This window comes from Tropicimonas sp. TH_r6, from assembly GCF_033101155.1.
Taxonomy (GTDB): Bacteria; Pseudomonadota; Alphaproteobacteria; order Rhodobacterales; family Rhodobacteraceae; genus Tropicimonas.
Genome location: NZ_JAWMPX010000002.1, coordinates 259,620 through 276,447, shown reverse-complemented (window position 1 = coordinate 276,447; position 16,828 = coordinate 259,620). Strand labels below are relative to the sequence as shown.

Below are 16,828 nucleotides of genomic sequence, written 5' to 3'. Positions count from 1 at the left end.
GCTTACTCCACATTTTGAACCTGTTCGCGCATCTGGTCGATGACCGCCTTCAGGTCAAGACCGATGCTGGTGAGCGCGACATCCTGCGATTTCGAGCAGAGCGTGTTGGCCTCGCGGTTGAACTCCTGAGTGAGGAATTCCAGCTTGCGTCCGACCGGCCCGTCCGTTTCCAGAAGAGCGCGCGCGGCTTCCACATGAGCGGCCAGCCGGTCAAGCTCCTCGGTGATGTCAGCCTTAACGGACAGCATGGCCAGCTCCTGCGCCACGCGCCCTTCATCGGCCCCATCCGCATTTTCCAACACCCGGGCCAGAGCCGCGCGCAATGCAAGCGCCGAAGCCGCTGCCCGCGCATCCAGACAGGCGGCGGCATCGGCGCGCAGCGCCTCGATCCGGTCAAGCTGTTCGTACAGGATCGCCGCAAGCGCCGCCCCCTCCCGTGCCCGCATATCCAGGAAAGCGGCAAGAACCGTCTCGAAATCCTCCAGAAGGGCGGCCCTCAGGGGCTTTGTGTCGACGTTCTGTGCCCCCTGCCCCTGAACGCCCTTCATGGAAAGAAGGTCCGCCGCGCTTGCCGGTGCCAGCTTCACACCCGCCACCTCGGCGGCCCGGCCGACCTCCATCAACGCCGTCAGTGCCGCCGCCAACCCGTCCGGGTCGAGCGACAACGTGCCGTCCGACACCTCGCGCGAGAGTTTGAGACCGATCGTCAGCGAGCCCCGTTTCGCGGCCTTGCCGATCCGTGTCCGGAGCGCAGCTTCCAGGCCGTCGACCCAGTCCGGAACCCGCAGGCGAAGGTCCATCCCCTTGGAGTTCAGGCTTCGCAGATCCCAGTTCCAGATATAGTCTCCGCTCTGCCCGGGCTGGGCCGCGAAGCCGGTCATCGAGTTAACCATTTTACCTCTTTTCGCGCCACATCCTATCCAAAACGTGGCATGTTAAGAATTGGGTAAGCATTGTTGAGTCCCGGGTTAACAGACAGTTAATCCTTGAACAATAATGCGGGTGAATCGGCGCGTGATCTTGATCGCATTGCCGGTCTAGTATGGGGCAAGGGCCATGAACGACGAGTTTGTTGAAGGTCGCAACGTGGTATCTCTTGGAGATGCCGGAGGAGAGACGATGCGCTTTCCGCTGCTGCAGAATGTCGAAGAATACTGGGACCGGCTGCGCGGCGACCGGCTGGTGCCCGACCGGGCCGATCTCGACCCGCGTCGGATCCAGCACGCGCTCGCCTCCGCCTTCATCCTCGAAAGGCTGGCCCCCGGCATCGCCCGCTTCCGCCTTGCCGGTACCCATCTCAACGAGCTGATGGGAATGGAGGTGCGTGGCATGCCGCTGACCTCATTCTTCCTGCCCGAGAGCCGCAAGCGGGTCGGGACCGCTCTGGAACAGAGTTTCCGCCAACCGGCCAAGGTCCGGCTGGCGCTGGCAGGCGATCGCGGGATTGGCAAGCCGCCGCTCGATGCCGGTCTGCTCCTTCTGCCGCTGCGCTCCGATGGCGGCGAGATCTCGCGCGTGCTCGGGTGCCTGGCAACTTTGGGCCCGATCGGGCGCACGCCGCGCCGCTTCGATGTCCGCTCGACCTCCGTGACCCCGATCCTTGGGCTGGAGGAGCTGGATTCGGATGACCGTCTGGACGCGGATTGGACGGCTCGGACAGTTGCTGATGCGCCCGATCACCCCGTGCTTCAGGACGTGTCGGGATTTGCCGAGCCGGTCCGGGATTTTCGTCCCTCGCCGCACCGGCCGGAACGCACCGAAACCCCGCATCTTCGAGTGGTCACGGACGACGATTGATCCATCGGTTGCGGTCCAACCCTGATGGTCTCGCCCGGAACCCCGGGTTCAAAGCACAGGTATTCCCGAAGCCGCCAAAAACGAAAAAAGGCAGCCAACAGGCTGCCTTTTCAATCTCTTGACGCATGAAGCGAAGGTTTTGGATCAGCTCACTGCGCGCGCCTCGGCGCGCCGGTTGGACAGTTCCTCGGCGACGAGGAAGGCCAGTTCCAGCGATTGCGACGCGTTGAGACGCGGATCGCAGGCCGTGTGATACCGATCCGACAGATCCTCCTCGGTCACCGCCCGCACACCGCCGGTGCATTCGGTCACGTCCTGCCCCGTCATCTCGAAATGGACACCACCCGGGATCGTGCCCTGGTCGCGATGAGTGGCGAAGAATTCGCGCACTTCTGCCAGGACGAGATCGAAGGGCCGGGTCTTGTAGCCGGTGGCCGACTTGATCGTGTTGCCATGCATCGGGTCGCAGGACCAGACGACATTGGCGCCTTCCGATTTCACCGTCTCGATCAGACGCGGCAGGTGCTCGGCGACCTTGCCGGCGCCAAACCGCGCGATCAGTGTCAGCCGTCCAGCCTCGTTCTCCGGGTTCAGTTTCGCCATCAGGACCTTCAGATCCTCGGAGGTCATGGAAGGCCCGCATTTCATCCCGATCGGGTTGATCACGCCACGGCAGAACTCGACATGGGCGCCATCGGGCTGGCGGGTCCGATCACCGATCCAGAGCATGTGGCCGGAGCCGGCAATGGTCTGGCCGGTGGTGGAATCGACCCGGGTCAGCGCTTCCTCATATTCCAGCAGCAGCGCCTCATGCGAGGTGTAGAAATCCACCATCGACATGGTCTGGACCCGCTCCGAGCTGATGCCGGCGGCGGTCATGAAATGCAGCGCGTCGGAGATCCGGTCGGACAGTGCCCGGTAACGCTCGGCCTTGTCAGCCTCGGCAAAGCCGGTGGTCCAGGAATGGACATGGTGGATATCGGCGAAACCACCCGTGGAGAAAGCGCGCAACAGGTTCAGCGACGCAGCGGCCTGGGTATAGGCGCGCAGCATCTTGTCCGGGTCCGGATTGCGGGCCTGGGAGGTGAAATCCAGCTCGTTGATGATGTCGCCGCGGTAGCTCGGCAGCTCGACACCATCCTTGATCTCGGTTGGCGCCGAGCGCGGCTTGGCGAATTGCCCCGCCATGCGACCGACTTTCACCACCGGCACCTTCGCGCCATAGGTCAGCACGATGGCCATCTGCAGCATGACCTTGAAGGTCTCGCGGATCGAGTCGGCGGAAAACTCGCCGAAGCTCTCGGCGCAATCGCCGCCCTGCAGCAGGAAGGCCTCTCCCCGCGCGGCTTTCGCGAGTTCCGAGCGCAGGCGACGGGATTCCCCGGCAAAGACCAGCGGCGGATATTTCGCAAGACGGGCCTCGACAGCCGAGAGAGCATCCTGATCAGGATACTCGGGCATCTGTACCCGTGGCTTGGTGCGCCAGTCGGATTTGTTCCAGACCCGTGTCATGTCTTCCTCCAAAGGTGTTTTCAATATCGGTTCGGGGTGTATATCTGTCGCGCCCAGCCTTGAAAACGGGAAATTTGACGGCATTTGCTCCCCCCTCCGCCTCATATTCTTGCGCTGCACGGGCTGCGCGCCTCCTGACAGCAATTTCTCATCGCCCCTGAACTGTTTTACCGCTAAATTTCAAGTCGTTACGTCGGAATCGTTCGAACTGCCGCGCTCCGAGCCGAAATCACCCTCTTGCGGTGGACGCCGTTTCCGGCTTTCGATAGCGGGTACGAAACGCGCGAGATCCCCATGACCGCTTTCTCTGACACGCCTGAGATCCTTGTCGAGGTGACCCATGACGGCAGCCGTCCGCGCCGTTTCGTCTTCGTGTTGCTCGACCGCTTCACGATGCTCTGCTTTGCCTGCGCGATCGAGCCGCTGCGGATCGCCAACCGCGTGTCCGGCAAGACGCTGTACGACTGGGTCACAGCCGGAGACGGCGGCGAGAAGGTCGCTTGTTCAAACGGCGTCGAGTTCATGCTGGACAAGGATCTCGACGAGGTTGGCCGGGACGACACGGTGCTGATCTGTGGCGGGGTCGATGTTCAGGCCGCAACCAACAAGCGGCTGCTGAACTGGGTCCGGCGCGAGGCGCGGCGCGGGGCGACGATTGGCGGACTCTGCACCGCCGGCTATACCCTCGCGCGGGCCGGGCTGCTCGATGGCAAGCGGGCGACGATCCATTGGGAGAACCAGGACAGCTTCGCCGAGGAATTCGACGAGGTGACGCTGACCAAGTCGGTCTTCGTCAAGGACGGGAACCGGATCACCACCGCCGGTGGCACCGCCTCGATCGATCTCATGCTGAAGATCATCGCAGACGACCACGGCGAGGAGCTTGCCGGCGCCGTGGCCGACCAGCTGATCTATTCCTCGATCCGCACCGACCAGGACACGCAGCGCCTCTCCATCCCGACCCGGATCGGCGTGCGCCATCCCAAGCTCAGCCAGGTCATCCAGATCATGGAGCAGAACCTGGAGGAACCGATCTCGCCGGCGCTTCTGGCCAAGGAAGTGGCGCTTTCGACGCGGCAGCTGGAGCGTCTGTTCCGGCGTTATCTCAACCGCTCGCCAAAGCGGTATTACATGGAGCTGCGGCTGCAGAAGGCGCGCAACCTGTTGATGCAGACGGATATGAGCGTGATCAACGTCGCGCTGGCCTGCGGCTTCACGTCGCCCAGCCATTTCTCCAAATGCTACCGGGCGCATTACCAGACGACGCCCTATCGCGAGCGCGGAGCACAGGCGAGCCGACTGACGGTGTGAAACGAGGCGCCATTGAGCGTGGGGACTGATTGGCGCGGCAACAGTCGCCTCCGCGACGAACGGCCCCTGATCCGCAAGGCGGACCTCACCACGTCACGAAATCACAGGTCTCCAAAGCGCCGCTCCTGGGTCGGCGTCCAGCGCACGTCGATCTCCCAGCCGGTCTCTGTCTGCCGTTCGTCGGTCACGACCCGCTGCTCATGCAGCCAGGCATGTTGCCGCCCCTCCGCGAAACCAAGCGTCAGCGTCGTTTCCGTGCGCACGCCGTCCAGCGCCTCTGTCACCCGCTCGACAAGCGCTTCCATCCCCTCGCCGGTCCAGGCCGACAGGGTCAGCACATCCTCGCGCCGTGCCGCCAGCACCTCGAGCGGCTCCCGCGCCGCGTCGGGAACAAGGTCGATCTTGTTCCAGATCTCCAGGCGGGGCGTCTCATCGCCAACGCCCAGTTCGTGCAGGATGGTTTCGACATCCTCGGCCTGTTCATCGGTCTCGGCATGGCTGATATCGCGCACATGGCAAATCAGGTCCGCCGAGAGCACCTCTTCTAGCGTCGCTCGGAAGGCGGCGACGAGCTGGTGCGGCAGATCGGAGATGAAGCCAACCGTGTCCGACAGGATCACCTTCTGGCCTGTGGTCAGCGTCACGCCGCGCATGGTCGGATCCAGCGTGGCGAAGAGCATGTCCTTGGCCAGCACCTCGGCACCGGTCAGGCGGTTGAAAAGCGTCGATTTCCCGGCATTGGTATAGCCGACAAGCGCCACGACGGGAAACGGCACCTTGGCGCGCGAGGCGCGGTGCAGCGCCCGGGTCTTGACGACTTTTTCGATCTGGCGACGGATGCGGTTGATCGCGTCGTCGATGGCGCGTCGGTCCGCCTCGATCTGCGTCTCGCCGGGACCGCCGACAAACCCCAGCCCGCCACGTTGCCGCTCGAGGTGCGTCCAGGCGCGCACGAGTCGAGTCCGCTGGTAGCTCAGAGCGGCCAGCTCAACCTGCAACACGCCCTCGCGCGTCGCGGCGCGATCGGCAAAAATCTCGAGGATCAGTCCCGTGCGGTCGAGAAGCTTGACGCCCCATTCCTTTTCGAGATTGCGCTGCTGGACAGGCGTGACCGGCCCGTCGACCAGCACCAGCCCGACATCAGCCGCCTTGATCCGGGTCTTGAGCTCTTCGAGCTTGCCGGAGCCGAACAACGTTCCGGGCTGCGGCGCGCGCAATCCGACAACCTCACTGCCGACGATCTCCAGACCGGGCAAGGCTTCGGCCAACGCGACCGCTTCCTCCAGCCCGGCCTTCGCATCGCGGCGATCCGGCGTCGAGGTTATGTCTGGATGCAGCACGAAAGCCCGCTCGGACGGTCCGGCGGGCGTTTCTGCGTCTTGATCTGGCCGGGTCAGTCTTCGCCCTCGTAGAGATTGATTGGTTGTGCAGGCATGATCGTCGAGATTGCGTGCTTATAAACGAGCTGCGACTGTCCGTCGCGCCGCAAAAGCACACAGAAATTGTCGAACCAGGTGATAACACCCTGCAACTTGACCCCGTTGATTAGAAAAATCGTCACCGGGACCTTGGTCTTGCGAACGTGATTAAGGAATGCATCCTGCAAGTTCTGCTTATCTGCAGCCATTATTCTTGCCTTGTTTTGTTATAGTTAGCGGATCGCTGTCTCTCATTTGCGGGCAGCCGCCCACCCGTCGTGGCCACTATGATATGTGTTCGGGGCAGTTTCCAGCCCCGAAGCGCCATACAATCGGGAGTTGCTGCCAATTTGGCAAGTTTTCAGCACATTAGGGCCAAAGCGACGCGCCGTGGCGCCGTACATATCTGCATGTTTGAAGGCTATTGCCCGACTTTGTTGCGCTATCTGCGCCAGAATTGCGGGTTGAACAATGCAAGCAGTGCCAGCGTCTCGAGCCGACCAAGCGCCATGGCCAGGATCAGGATGAATTTTCCAGGATCATCGAGCATGATGTAGCTCAACGGATGGTTCAGCACGATCTGCGCCGCCGGTCCCGTGGTCGAGAGCGCGGCAATGGTCATGACAAGCGACTCGTCGAAAGCGATCCCGGTCAGCGCGAGCGCCGAGGCGATGGTCGCCATCGAGAGCGCGAAGAGCATGAAGAAGATCCAGGCGACATAGGCCCCGTGCCGCCTCATATGCCGGATTTCCTTGCCCGAACCGCCCACCGAGGAAGGATAGACCAGCCGTTCCATCTCCCGTGCCGAATGCTGGTAAAGCGCGAAGACGCGCAGCAGCTTGACCCCGCCGGCCGTGGTCGCCACGCCACCACCGAGAAGCGCCAGCCCGAGCAGCACAAGTCCCGGTGTCTGAAGCCCGGACCAGGTCGAGGCGACATCCCATTCCGAGCTGACGAACCCGTTGGTTGTCAGGAAGGACAGCACCGAGAAGACCGACCCCCAAAGCGCATGGAGTGCGGAGGAAAGCGAGTCGACAGTGTCGACCTCATAGGCGCCAATCCAGTGGCGCAGGAACAGCAGGCTCGGCACAAGCAGCACGATGACAAGGGCGATCCGCGCCTCCGGGTCCTGCGCAAGGTTGGACGCGCCGCGCGGAGAGAAGGTGCCGGCAAAGGTCTGGCGGGTGATGGCAAATGGCAGGAAGAGGAAGATCATCACCTCACCCGCAATCCCCGATTGCGCACCTTCCAGCCCGCCGATCGGGCTGATCCCGCTGGTCGCCATGGTCGACATCGCGTGACACACGGCGACGAACGGCTTTTCGTCGACCAACACGAGCAGCATCGCCAACAGAAGCGTCAGGCTGACATAGATCGGGAGCAATTGAAGCGTCACACGCAAAAGCCGCTCACGCGGGTCCCCGGCAGAGGTTCCGCCAACCCGGCGTCCCGGCCGGACACCGGCACCGACCCGCTCGGAGGAGATCACCTCGAATCCCCCCAGGGTCATCGGCGCCATCAGGGCGAAAGCCGCCACCCAGGTGAGAAAGCCGCCCATCCAGCCGACCAGCGCCCGCCACAGATGCAGCGGATCCGCCAACCGCCCCGGCTCGAACAAGGTCGCGCCCGTGGTGGTGATGGCCGAAACCATCTCGAACCACGCATTGCCGAAAGTCGTTGATTGCACCCCCTGCTGGAAAGGAACGGCCAGCATCAGCGGCAGCAGCGTGTACGCCGCCGCCAGCGCGGCGAGATGGCTGCGCGAGAGGCTGCGGGAGCGGTGATTTCCGAGCGCGATGCCAAGAATAGCGGTCAGGAACAGAAACAGCGCCGAGGAGAGGCCAAAAACATGCGACAGCCGGTAATTCCCGATCACCATCGCATGGATCGCCGGCACCATCATCGCGATGGCCCCAATGCCCATCATCAGGACGATCAGCGGCAGGGCGAGAATCCGGGACATCGCTGCGCGTGCCGCCTAGAAGAAGTCGATGGAGACCTGCAACAGGCGCTCCACCTCGGGCACATCCGCAGCCATGGCAAAGATGACCACGTAATCGCCTTCCAGGATCCGTGTGCCGCCCTGGGGCTTGATCACCTCTTCATCGCGCAGGATCGCACCGACAAGCGCCCCTTCCGGGAAGTCGATCTCCCGCACCATCTTGCCCGAGATCGGCGAGGTCGAGAGCACCTGCGCTTCGATGATCTCCGCCTCCGCATCGCCAATGGAATAGACGCCCCGCACGCGCCCATGCCGAATATGGCGCAGGATCGAGCTGACGGTGGTGGCGCGCGGGTTGATATAGGCATCAATGTCGAGCGGTGACATCAGCGAGGCCATGGTCGGATCGTTGATCAGCGCGATGGTCATCTTGCAGCCCGCGGTTTTCGCACGCACGGCGGCCAGCAGGTTCACCTTGTCATCATCGGTGACGCAGATCACCGCGTCGGCGCGGTCGATACTGGCCTCGGCCAGAACCTCGGCATCCATCCCGTCGCCATTGAGCACAATTGTCCGCTCCAGCGCATCCGCGGCCTGCTCGGCCCGTGACCGGTTGCGCTCGATCACCCGGGCCCGGATCCGTGTCTCGCTCTTCTCAAGCGCCTTGGCGACGGCGAGGCCGACATTGCCGGCCCCCACGATCACGACGCGTTCCTGTTTGCGTCCGGGCTTGCCAAAGATGCTCAATGTCCGTTCGACATCGCCGCTATAGGCGGTGACATAGATCTGATCGCCGGCGAAGAGCTGATCGCGCGGCTCCGGCGCGAAGAGCCGTCCCTCGCGGCGCACACCGACCACCACCGCACGCAGGGTCGAGAACAGGTCCGTGAGCTGGCGCAACGGGGTGTCGAGCACCGGGCAATCCTCGTCGAGCTGGATGCCAAGAAGCCTGACCTGACCGTCGAGAAAGCTTTCGGTGTCAAAGGTCGACGGCGCATAGATCCGCTGCAGGGCTGCCTCGGCAACCTCTTTCTCCGGGCTGATCACCACGTCGATCGGCATGTGATCGCGCTTGTACAGATCTCGATAGATCGCCTCGAGGTAGCTCGATGCTCGCAGACGAGCGATTTTCCGCGTCACACCGAAGACCGAATGCGCCACCTGGCAGGTGACCATGTTGACCTCGTCGGAATAGGTCGCGGCGATGACCATGTCGGCATCCCCTGCCCCGGCGCGGTCAAGCACATCCGGATAACTCGCGAATCCGGCGATACCCTGAACGTCCAGCGTGTCCGTGGCCCGGCGGACAAGCTCTGGGTTGTTGTCCACCACCGTCACGTCGTTCTGTTCGCTTGCAAGATGGCGGGCGATCTGCCAGCCGACCTGGCCCGCCCCACAGATGATGACTTTCATCGCGCCTTTATCCCGGAAATCCCGAAAACCGGCCATCTGCCGGATGTGACAGCCATGGCAGAGGTGGCGGGGAGCGTCAACGCCCCCCGATCCAGGGCCCTATTCGGCGGCTTCCGAGTTCTCTTCCAGATGCGCCACCCGTGTTCCGGCCTTGGAGGAGGTCACGACTCCGAGGGACTTGAGCTTTCTGTGCAGCGCCGAACGCTCCATGCCAACAAAAGTCGCCGTGCGGCTGATATTGCCGCCAAAACGGTTGATCTGGGTGAGCAGGTATTCGCGTTCGAAGAGTTCACGCGCCTCGCGCAGCGGCAACGTCGCCAGCCCGCCAGAGAGCACAACCCGGCCTTCTTCGGCCTCGCCCGGCTCGGCGCCCTCAAGCTCCTGCGCTCCAATACTCTCGTTGGATTCTCCAAGGATAAGAACGCGTTCGATGACATTCTTGAGCTGGCGGACATTGCCCGGAAGATGCATCGTCTGCAGCAGCGCAACCGCCTCCTCGCTCAGACGCCGCAGTGGCAGCCCCTGGCTTTCGTTGAAGCTGGCGATGAAATACTCGGCAAGTTCCGGGATGTCCTCGCGCCGCTCGTCCAGCCCCGGCACGCGGATCGGCACAACGTTCAGGCGGTGATAGAGTTCCTGCCGGAAATTGCCCGCCTCGATCTCCGCTTCCAGATCCCTGTTGGTCGACGAGACGACGCGGATATCGACGCGGATCTTGTCGCCGCCCCCAACCCTTTGGAATTGCTGGTCGACAAGGACACGCAGGATTTTGGACTGGGTCCCAAGCGGCATGTCGGCGATCTCGTCGAAATAGAGCACGCCGCCATGCGCTTCTTCCAGAAACCCGGGCTCGACGCCCCGCTCCGAGCTTTCGCGGCCGAAAAGCACCTCTTCCATCCGCTCCGGCTCGATCGAGGCCGAGTTCACCGTCACGAAGGGCGCATCCGCGCGGTTCGATTCGGCGTGAACGAAGCGAGCGGCCAGTTCCTTGCCAGCGCCGGCCGGCCCGGTCAGCATCACCCGGCCATTCGACTTCGTGACCTTTTCAAGCTGACTTTTCAGAGACTTGAAGGCCGCACTTGAGCCAACCATTTCGGCCGAGCTCGTATCCTTGCGCCGCAGTTCAGTGTTTTCCCGACGCAGCCGCGATGTCTCCATCGCGCGGCGGATCACAACCAGAAGCTGGTCGATATTGAAGGGCTTCTCGATAAAATCATAAGCGCCCTGCTTGATCGCAGCGACGGCAATCTCGATATTGCCGTGACCGGAAATGATCACGATGGGGATCTCCGGCTTGTCGCGCTTGACCGATTTCAGGATGTCGATCCCGTCCATCTTGCTGTCTTTCAGCCAGATATCGAGGATCATCAACGCAGGCGCTTCGTCCTCGATCGCATCCATGCATTCCTCGGAATTGGCCGCGAGACGGACAGAAAACCCTTCATCACGCAGAATATCGCCCACCAGTTCCCGGATGTCCCGCTCGTCGTCGGTGATAAGAATGTCGCCCATATCCCTGATCTCCCTCAACTCTTTCTATTCGGCCGCCGCCTCGACAGCGGCCCTGAGAGGCAACCGGATCTCCGCCAGCGCCCCATGATGCACGTTCCCTTCGAAGACCGGGGCGTCGCGCAATTCCAGCGTCCCGCCATGCTCCTCGATGATCTTCTTCACGATGGGGAGACCGAGGCCTGTCCCCTTCGCCCGCGTCGTTACGTATGGTTCAAAGAGCCGTCCGCGGTCTTCCGGCAACCCGATCCCGTTGTCAGCCACCCGGATGACGGCCTGAGTGCCCATCTGCACGAGGCTCACGCGGATCTCCGGGGAGAACCCGTCCGGAGGGCCTTTTTCCTCCAGGCTTTCAATGGCTTCCCCGCCATTCTTGATGATATTTGTCAGCGCTTGCCCGATCATGGTCTCGTCCACGAGCACAGGCATTTGCCCATCGGGCAGGTCCCAGCTCAGCGCCTTGCCCAGTTGCTGGTGCTGGAGCGTCACGGCGTCCTGCACGAGCCGTGTCAGGTCGGCGTCCCGCCGATCCGGCTCCGGCATCCGGGCGAATTTGGAGAACTCGTCAACGATGCGCCGCAGGTCATTGGTCTGGCGCACGATCACATCCGTCATCGAGGAGAGAGTCTCGCTGTCCTCCGCCTCCAGCTTGCGACCGAATTTACGTTTGATCCGTTCGGCAGAGAGCTGGATCGGGGTCAGCGGGTTCTTGATTTCATGCGCGATGCGGCGGGCAACATCGCCCCAGGCCGCCATGCGCTGCGCGGTAACCAGTTCAGTCACGTCGTCAAACGCCACGACATAGCCTTCGAGCAGCCCGTCTTCAGAGCGGCGTTCCGCAAGGCGAACAAGCAGGTTTTCCATGCGCCCATCGCGGGTTATGCGGATCTCCTGCTGCGTTACTGACCGGTCGTCCACGCGCAGGCGCGCCAGAAGTCCGGCGAATTCCGGCACCGTCTTGGCCAACGCTTCGTGATGATCGCCCGCATCCTCGTCCAGCTTGAGAAGCCGTACAGCCGCAGGATTCATGAAATCGACGCGGCCTTCCGGGTCCAGCCCGACCACCCCCGCCGTGATCGAGGTCAAAACCGTCTCGAAAAGCCGCCGCCGCGCCTCGATCTGCGCGTTGGTCTCAAGCAAGGTCTGCCGCTGCGCCTTGAGTTGCCGCGTCATCTGGTTGAAAACACGCGACAAGGTCGTGATCTCGTCATCGCTTCCGGGTTCGACGACCTGCACGGACAGGTCGCCCTGCCCAACTTTCTCGGCCGCCCCTGCGAGTTTCCCGATCGGGCGCGAAAGCCGCTCTGCATACCACAGCCCGATCCAGATCGCCGCCAGCACGAGGATCACCGCGAACCCGAGATACAGCAGCGAGAATTCGAAGAGAATGCGCCCGCGTTCGTTTTCGAGTTGGTTGTAGAGGCGGATCGACTCCTGCGTCTCGTCCAACAGCGCCAGGATATCACCGTCCACCTCGCGGCTGACATAGAGATAGCGGTCGCCAAAGGCTCTCAGCTTGATCAGGGCACGGAATTCATCGACATCCCAGTCCTGGATGATGACCGTGCCGCCTTCATCCGCCCGCGCGATATCCTCCGCGCTTGGTTGTTCGAAATCAAAGAGATAGGAGCGTTCGCCCCGGGCGCGGATCTGGCCCGCGGAATCGATGACATAGGCCTCGCGCAAGCCGCGTTGGACCTGGCTCTGGCCTTGTGTCAGCACCTGCCGCACCTCGCCGTCGGAAAGCGCGAACCGTGTCGAGCGGGCGACATTGATATAGGTTGCGAGCACCGAGGCATCCGCTTCCAGATCGCGCCGATGTTCCTCTTCATAGGCCTCGGCCGCGGAGAGCGAAGCGCCGACCACATTGCGAACGCGGTCCGAAAACCACCCTTCCAACCCGATATTGATCGTCAGTCCCGCGAAGACGGCCACCAGAACGGCCGGAATGAGCGCGATCATGGCAAAGGCCGCGGTCAGACGCATGTGCAGGCGCGCACCCGCCGAATCCGCCCGCCGCGCGGCAACCATCGCGATGATCCGGCGCAGAACCAATGTCGCTACGACCAACACATAGACCAGGTCGATCAACAACACGAAGCGCAGAGCCGGAGACCCCGCGCCCTGCGCCATCGGACCAAGAAGAAGGAATGTCAGGATGACCAGAACAGGCGCCAGGACGACAAGCGCAAAAGTGCCAGCCGTCTGCAACCGCCGCGCATTGCGCAGTCGGGCGAGCCTGTCCCAATTCAACCGCCAGAAAGCGCCTGCCAATGCTCTCGCGTCCCGTGATGTTTAAGCCACCCAGATGTCGCGGTATCCGGGCGGCGAACCGCCATATCCCGTGATCGTTCCGAAGGGCGTGCCTCCGATGCCACGGCTCTGTTGCGGTTTTACATCAATTTGCGGCGCCGTGTCACGCGAATATCGAGATCGGTGATCTTCTTGCGCAAGGTATTGCGATTTATGCCAAGAAGGTCGGCACATTTCGCCTGATTGCCGCCCGTGGCGTCCAGCGCGATCTCGATCAGCGGGATTTCCACCTCCTTGAGGATTCGCTGGTAAAGCCCCGGCGGCGGCAGCACGCCACCATGCAGGTCGAAATAGCGCCGGAGATGCTTGGCGACGGAAGCCGAGAGTTTTTCGCCATCGCCGCCACCGACCAGCGGCTCGATCTCGGGCTGATTGCCCAGCACCATCTCCACATCCGTCCGCCCGATCTCCTCTTCCGAGGAGGTAATGACCAGCCGCCGGACCGTGTTTTCGAGCTGGCGAACATTGCCGGGCCAGGAATAGGCACGCACCAGTTCCATCGCCGCCGGCGAGAGTCGCCGTGTTCCGGCCCCGTCACGCTCAGCGCGCAACAGGAAATGCTCCGCCAGCAGAGGGATGTCGTCGACCCGCTCGCGCAAGCTCGGCACGTTCAGTGTCACCCCGCCGAGCCGGTAATAGAGGTCTTGCCGGAAGGCGCCGGCCTCCATCTTGTGCATCAGGTCACCCTGGCAGGTCGCCATGACGCGGGGGGCGCTGTCGGAGAGCGCGTCCAGCATACGCACGATGCGGCCCTGCGTTTCCATGTCGAGATCGGCCACCTCGTCGAACAGCACCGAGCCGCCGCGCGCCTTGGCGAGGATCGTTGCAGGACCGTCGGTGGTCGCCAGTTCTTCGGCGCCAGCCACCACGAAGGGCAATGTGCGGCGATCGGAGAAATCGTGGATCGCGCGGGCGATCAGGGACTTCCCGGTTCCGGATTCGCCGGTGATCAGCACCGCGAGATCGGTGTTCATCACCCGCGCCACCAACCGGTAGAGCGCCTGCATCACCGGTGTGCGGCCGACCAACGGCAGATCGTCGGTCGGGCTCGCCGTCTCCGCGACCTCGGGGCGGACCACCGGGGCGCGCCGCTTGGTTTCCAGCGCCTTGGAGGCGCGTTTCATCAAGTCCGGAAGGTCGAAGGGCTTGGGCAGGTAGTCATAGGCATCGGCCTCGGCGGCCTGGATCGCCGTCATGATCGTGTTCTGGGCCGAGATCACGATCACCGGCAGGCCCGGTCGTGCCTCGGTGATTTTCGGAAGCGTTTCCAATCCGTTGCCATCTGGCATTATGACATCTGAGATGACGAGGTCGCCCTTGCCCTCCTCGACCCACCGCATCAGCGTGACCAGCGACGAGGTCGCATGGACCTTGCAGCCGGCGCGCGTCAGCGCCTGGGTGAGAACTGTGCGGATCGTGCGGTCGTCATCGGCGACAAGAACGGTACCGTCCATTTATCGGATCTCCTCGTCGGGGTGTTCTACTTTTTGTTTCGGGGCTACGGGCAGGGAGATGCGGAAAACGGTGCGCCCGGGCACCGACTCCACCGAAATCCAACCCTTGTGTTCGGCAATGATCTTGCTGACCAGCGCCAGCCCCAGCCCGGTGCCGTTCTCGCGGCCCGAAACGAAGGGTTCGAAGATCTCGTCCGCGATTTCCGGCGCCAAACCGGGCCCGTCATCGATGATCTCGATCTGCAATGGCACGCGGCTGGTCGGCTGGCCCTTGCGACGCACACGAAGGCTCTGATCGTAGAAAGTGCGCAGCTGGATCGTCCCGGTTTGCCCGCCCGAGGCCTGGGCCGCGTTCTTCAGCAGGTTCTGGAAGATCTGCAGGAGCTGGTCGGCATCGGCATGGGTTGGTGGCAGCGAGGGGTCATACTCCTCCAGCACGTGCATATGCGCCGCGAAGCTGAGCACAGCCGATTTGCGCGCCCGATCCAGAACATCGTGGATATTCACAGGTTTCAGCTGTGGCGGGCGCAGATTTCCGAATTGCTCAACCTGGTCGAGCAGTTTCACGATGCGGCGCGATTCCGCGACAATCAGATCGGTCAGCTCCAAATCAGCCTTGGACAGGCTCATGCTGAGAAGCTGCGCCGCCCCTGTGATCCCGGCCAGCGGGTTCTTGATCTCGTGCGCCAGCATCTCCGCCATGCCGATCGCCGATTTCGCCGCCTTGTCTGCCGAGATCGAGCGCCCGAGACGCCCGGCGATCTCGCGCGGGGAGACAAGAAAGAGCAGCCGCTCGGTATCGTCGGAGATCGGCGCGACCTGGATATTGCAGATCACCGGCGCCCGCTCCCCGGTGCCGACATCGACATCATTGATGAAGAGCGGCGAGCGGTTCTTGCGTACGCGCGCGAGGGCCTCTTCCATCGGGGCGTCGATGGCCAGTCGGTCATAGACAAGATCGTCCTGCAAGGACTTGATTGTCTTGTTGAAAAACAGCTCCCCCGCCGGATTGATCGCGGTGATCCGGTCCCCCTCGTCGAGCACCAACGCGGGGATGGGCAACGAGGCCCAGATACGTCCTGAACCCGGCATTACGCGGCTTCCTTCCTGCTCGTGTCGAAGGCTTGCGCGATGAGACGCAGGACCTCCCTGTTCTCTGTTTCGGTCTGGAGCCGGCGCCGCAGCCCGGCCGGATCACCCGCATGGTCGAGATACCAGCCAAGATGCTTGCGCGACATTCGATTCCCCAGGGCCGGTCCGTAAAACCGCAGCATCGCTTCGAAATGCTCTGTCACCATCTCGGCCAGCGCAGCCCCCTGCGGCACCTCCGGCGCGGGCGTGCCGTATATCTCGGCCGCGATCTGGGCCAGCAGCCAGGGCCGCCCCTGCGCGCCGCGCCCGACCATCACGCCGTCCGCCCCTGAAGCCGCCAGCGCCGTCCGCGCACTCGCCGCGTCGACGATGTCGCCATTGGCGATGACCGGGATGGAGACCGCCTGTTTGACCTCGGCAATCGCCTCCCAATTGGCGCGCCCCTTATAGAATTGCTGTCGCGTGCGCCCGTGGATCGTCATCATCCGCACGCCCGCCGCCTCGGCACGTCGGGCCAGATCGGCGGCGTTGCGGCTCTCGTCATCCCAGCCCAGCCGGCATTTCAGCGTCACCGGGATCGAAACCGCGCCGAGAACCGCCTCGATCAGGCTCAGCGCATGGTCGAGATCGCGCATCAGCGCCGAACCCGACGCCCCGGCCCCGCTCGAAGAGGTTACCTTCTTGGCCGGACAGCCCATGTTGATATCGATGATCTGCGCACCGTTGGCCTCCACGATCCGGGCCGCTTCCGCCATCCAATGCGCCTCGCGCCCGGCAATCTGCACCGATGTATTGCCCTCGCCAAAGCCGAGCTCGGCCCTCTCACGGACCCCCGGCTTGGCCTGGACCATCTCCTGGCTGGCGACCATCTCCGACACGACAAGTCCGGCGCCGAAACGGGATACGAGCTGCCGGAATGGCAGGTCCGTGATCCCGGCGAGCGGCGCCAGAAGAACGGGCGGTGTCAGGGTCAAGTTTGCAACGCAAACCGTCAAATGCTCAATCCTTGTGCAGCTTTCATGGTGGTATCGCGAAGCCGGTGGGAGTTCCAAGGTGACAACCTGTGC

General features: G+C 63.1%; 13 protein-coding genes. 2 read left to right on the top strand and 11 right to left on the bottom strand.

Annotated features, from left to right (window positions below):
• Positions 1–2: 2 nt before the first annotated feature.
• Positions 3–893: a YicC/YloC family endoribonuclease gene (locus tag R3X27_RS03310; RefSeq protein WP_317707400.1), complete on the bottom strand. Its 891-nt coding sequence runs from the start codon at positions 891–893 to the stop codon at positions 3–5.
• 226 nt (positions 894–1,119) lie between these two features.
• On the opposite strand from R3X27_RS03310, the gene R3X27_RS03305 reads away from it, so the two are divergent.
• On the top strand, positions 1,120–1,797 hold the full coding sequence (locus tag R3X27_RS03305; protein ID WP_317707399.1) for a PAS domain-containing protein: 678 nt from the start codon (positions 1,120–1,122) through the stop codon (positions 1,795–1,797).
• A 144-nt stretch (positions 1,798–1,941) separates the two neighbouring features.
• Here the strand turns inward: R3X27_RS03305 and R3X27_RS03300 are convergent, their stop codons facing one another.
• Entirely contained in the window at positions 1,942–3,309 is a 1,368-nt protein-coding gene (locus R3X27_RS03300) for a class II 3-deoxy-7-phosphoheptulonate synthase (protein WP_317707398.1), read from the bottom strand.
• A 294-nt stretch (positions 3,310–3,603) separates the two neighbouring features.
• Here R3X27_RS03300 and R3X27_RS03295 point away from each other — a divergent pair, with 294 nt between their 5' ends.
• Complete coding sequence (locus tag R3X27_RS03295) at positions 3,604–4,620, top strand: GlxA family transcriptional regulator (protein ID WP_317707397.1); 1,017 nt, start codon at positions 3,604–3,606, stop codon at positions 4,618–4,620.
• A gap of 101 nt (positions 4,621–4,721) precedes the next feature.
• Here the strand turns inward: R3X27_RS03295 and hflX are convergent, their stop codons facing one another.
• The 9 genes from hflX to dusB form a co-directional block, all read right to left on the bottom strand.
• A complete protein-coding gene (gene hflX / locus R3X27_RS03290) occupies positions 4,722–6,017 on the bottom strand; it encodes a GTPase HflX (RefSeq protein ID WP_317707544.1) in 1,296 nt (431 codons plus the stop codon).
• The gene (gene hfq, locus R3X27_RS03285) at positions 6,014–6,247 is read right to left on the bottom strand and encodes an RNA chaperone Hfq (RefSeq protein ID WP_093158927.1); all 234 of its coding nucleotides are present in this window, start codon (positions 6,245–6,247) and stop codon (positions 6,014–6,016) included. Before hfq ends, hflX begins: the two co-directional genes overlap by 4 nt.
• 233 nt (positions 6,248–6,480) lie before the next feature.
• Positions 6,481–8,001, bottom strand: coding sequence for a potassium transporter TrkG (locus R3X27_RS03280; protein ID WP_317707396.1), 1,521 nt, complete (start codon positions 7,999–8,001; stop codon positions 6,481–6,483).
• 15 nt (positions 8,002–8,016) lie between these two features.
• The gene (gene trkA / locus R3X27_RS03275; protein ID WP_317707395.1) at positions 8,017–9,393 is read right to left on the bottom strand and encodes a Trk system potassium transporter TrkA; all 1,377 of its coding nucleotides are present in this window, start codon (positions 9,391–9,393) and stop codon (positions 8,017–8,019) included.
• A 99-nt stretch (positions 9,394–9,492) separates the two neighbouring features.
• Positions 9,493–10,905, bottom strand: coding sequence for a sigma-54 dependent transcriptional regulator (locus tag R3X27_RS03270; protein WP_317707394.1), 1,413 nt, complete (start codon positions 10,903–10,905; stop codon positions 9,493–9,495).
• A gap of 24 nt (positions 10,906–10,929) precedes the next feature.
• A complete protein-coding gene (locus R3X27_RS03265; protein WP_317707393.1) occupies positions 10,930–13,176 on the bottom strand; it encodes a PAS domain-containing sensor histidine kinase in 2,247 nt (748 codons plus the stop codon).
• 119 nt (positions 13,177–13,295) lie between these two features.
• Positions 13,296–14,669, bottom strand: coding sequence for a response regulator (locus R3X27_RS03260; protein ID WP_317707392.1), 1,374 nt, complete (start codon positions 14,667–14,669; stop codon positions 13,296–13,298).
• Positions 14,670–15,761, bottom strand: coding sequence for a two-component system sensor histidine kinase NtrB (locus tag R3X27_RS03255; RefSeq protein ID WP_317707391.1), 1,092 nt, complete (start codon positions 15,759–15,761; stop codon positions 14,670–14,672).
• On the bottom strand, positions 15,761–16,735 hold the full coding sequence (gene dusB, locus R3X27_RS03250) for a tRNA dihydrouridine synthase DusB (RefSeq protein WP_317707390.1): 975 nt from the start codon (positions 16,733–16,735) through the stop codon (positions 15,761–15,763). Before dusB ends, R3X27_RS03255 begins: the two co-directional genes overlap by 1 nt.
• Positions 16,736–16,828 lie beyond the last annotated feature (93 nt).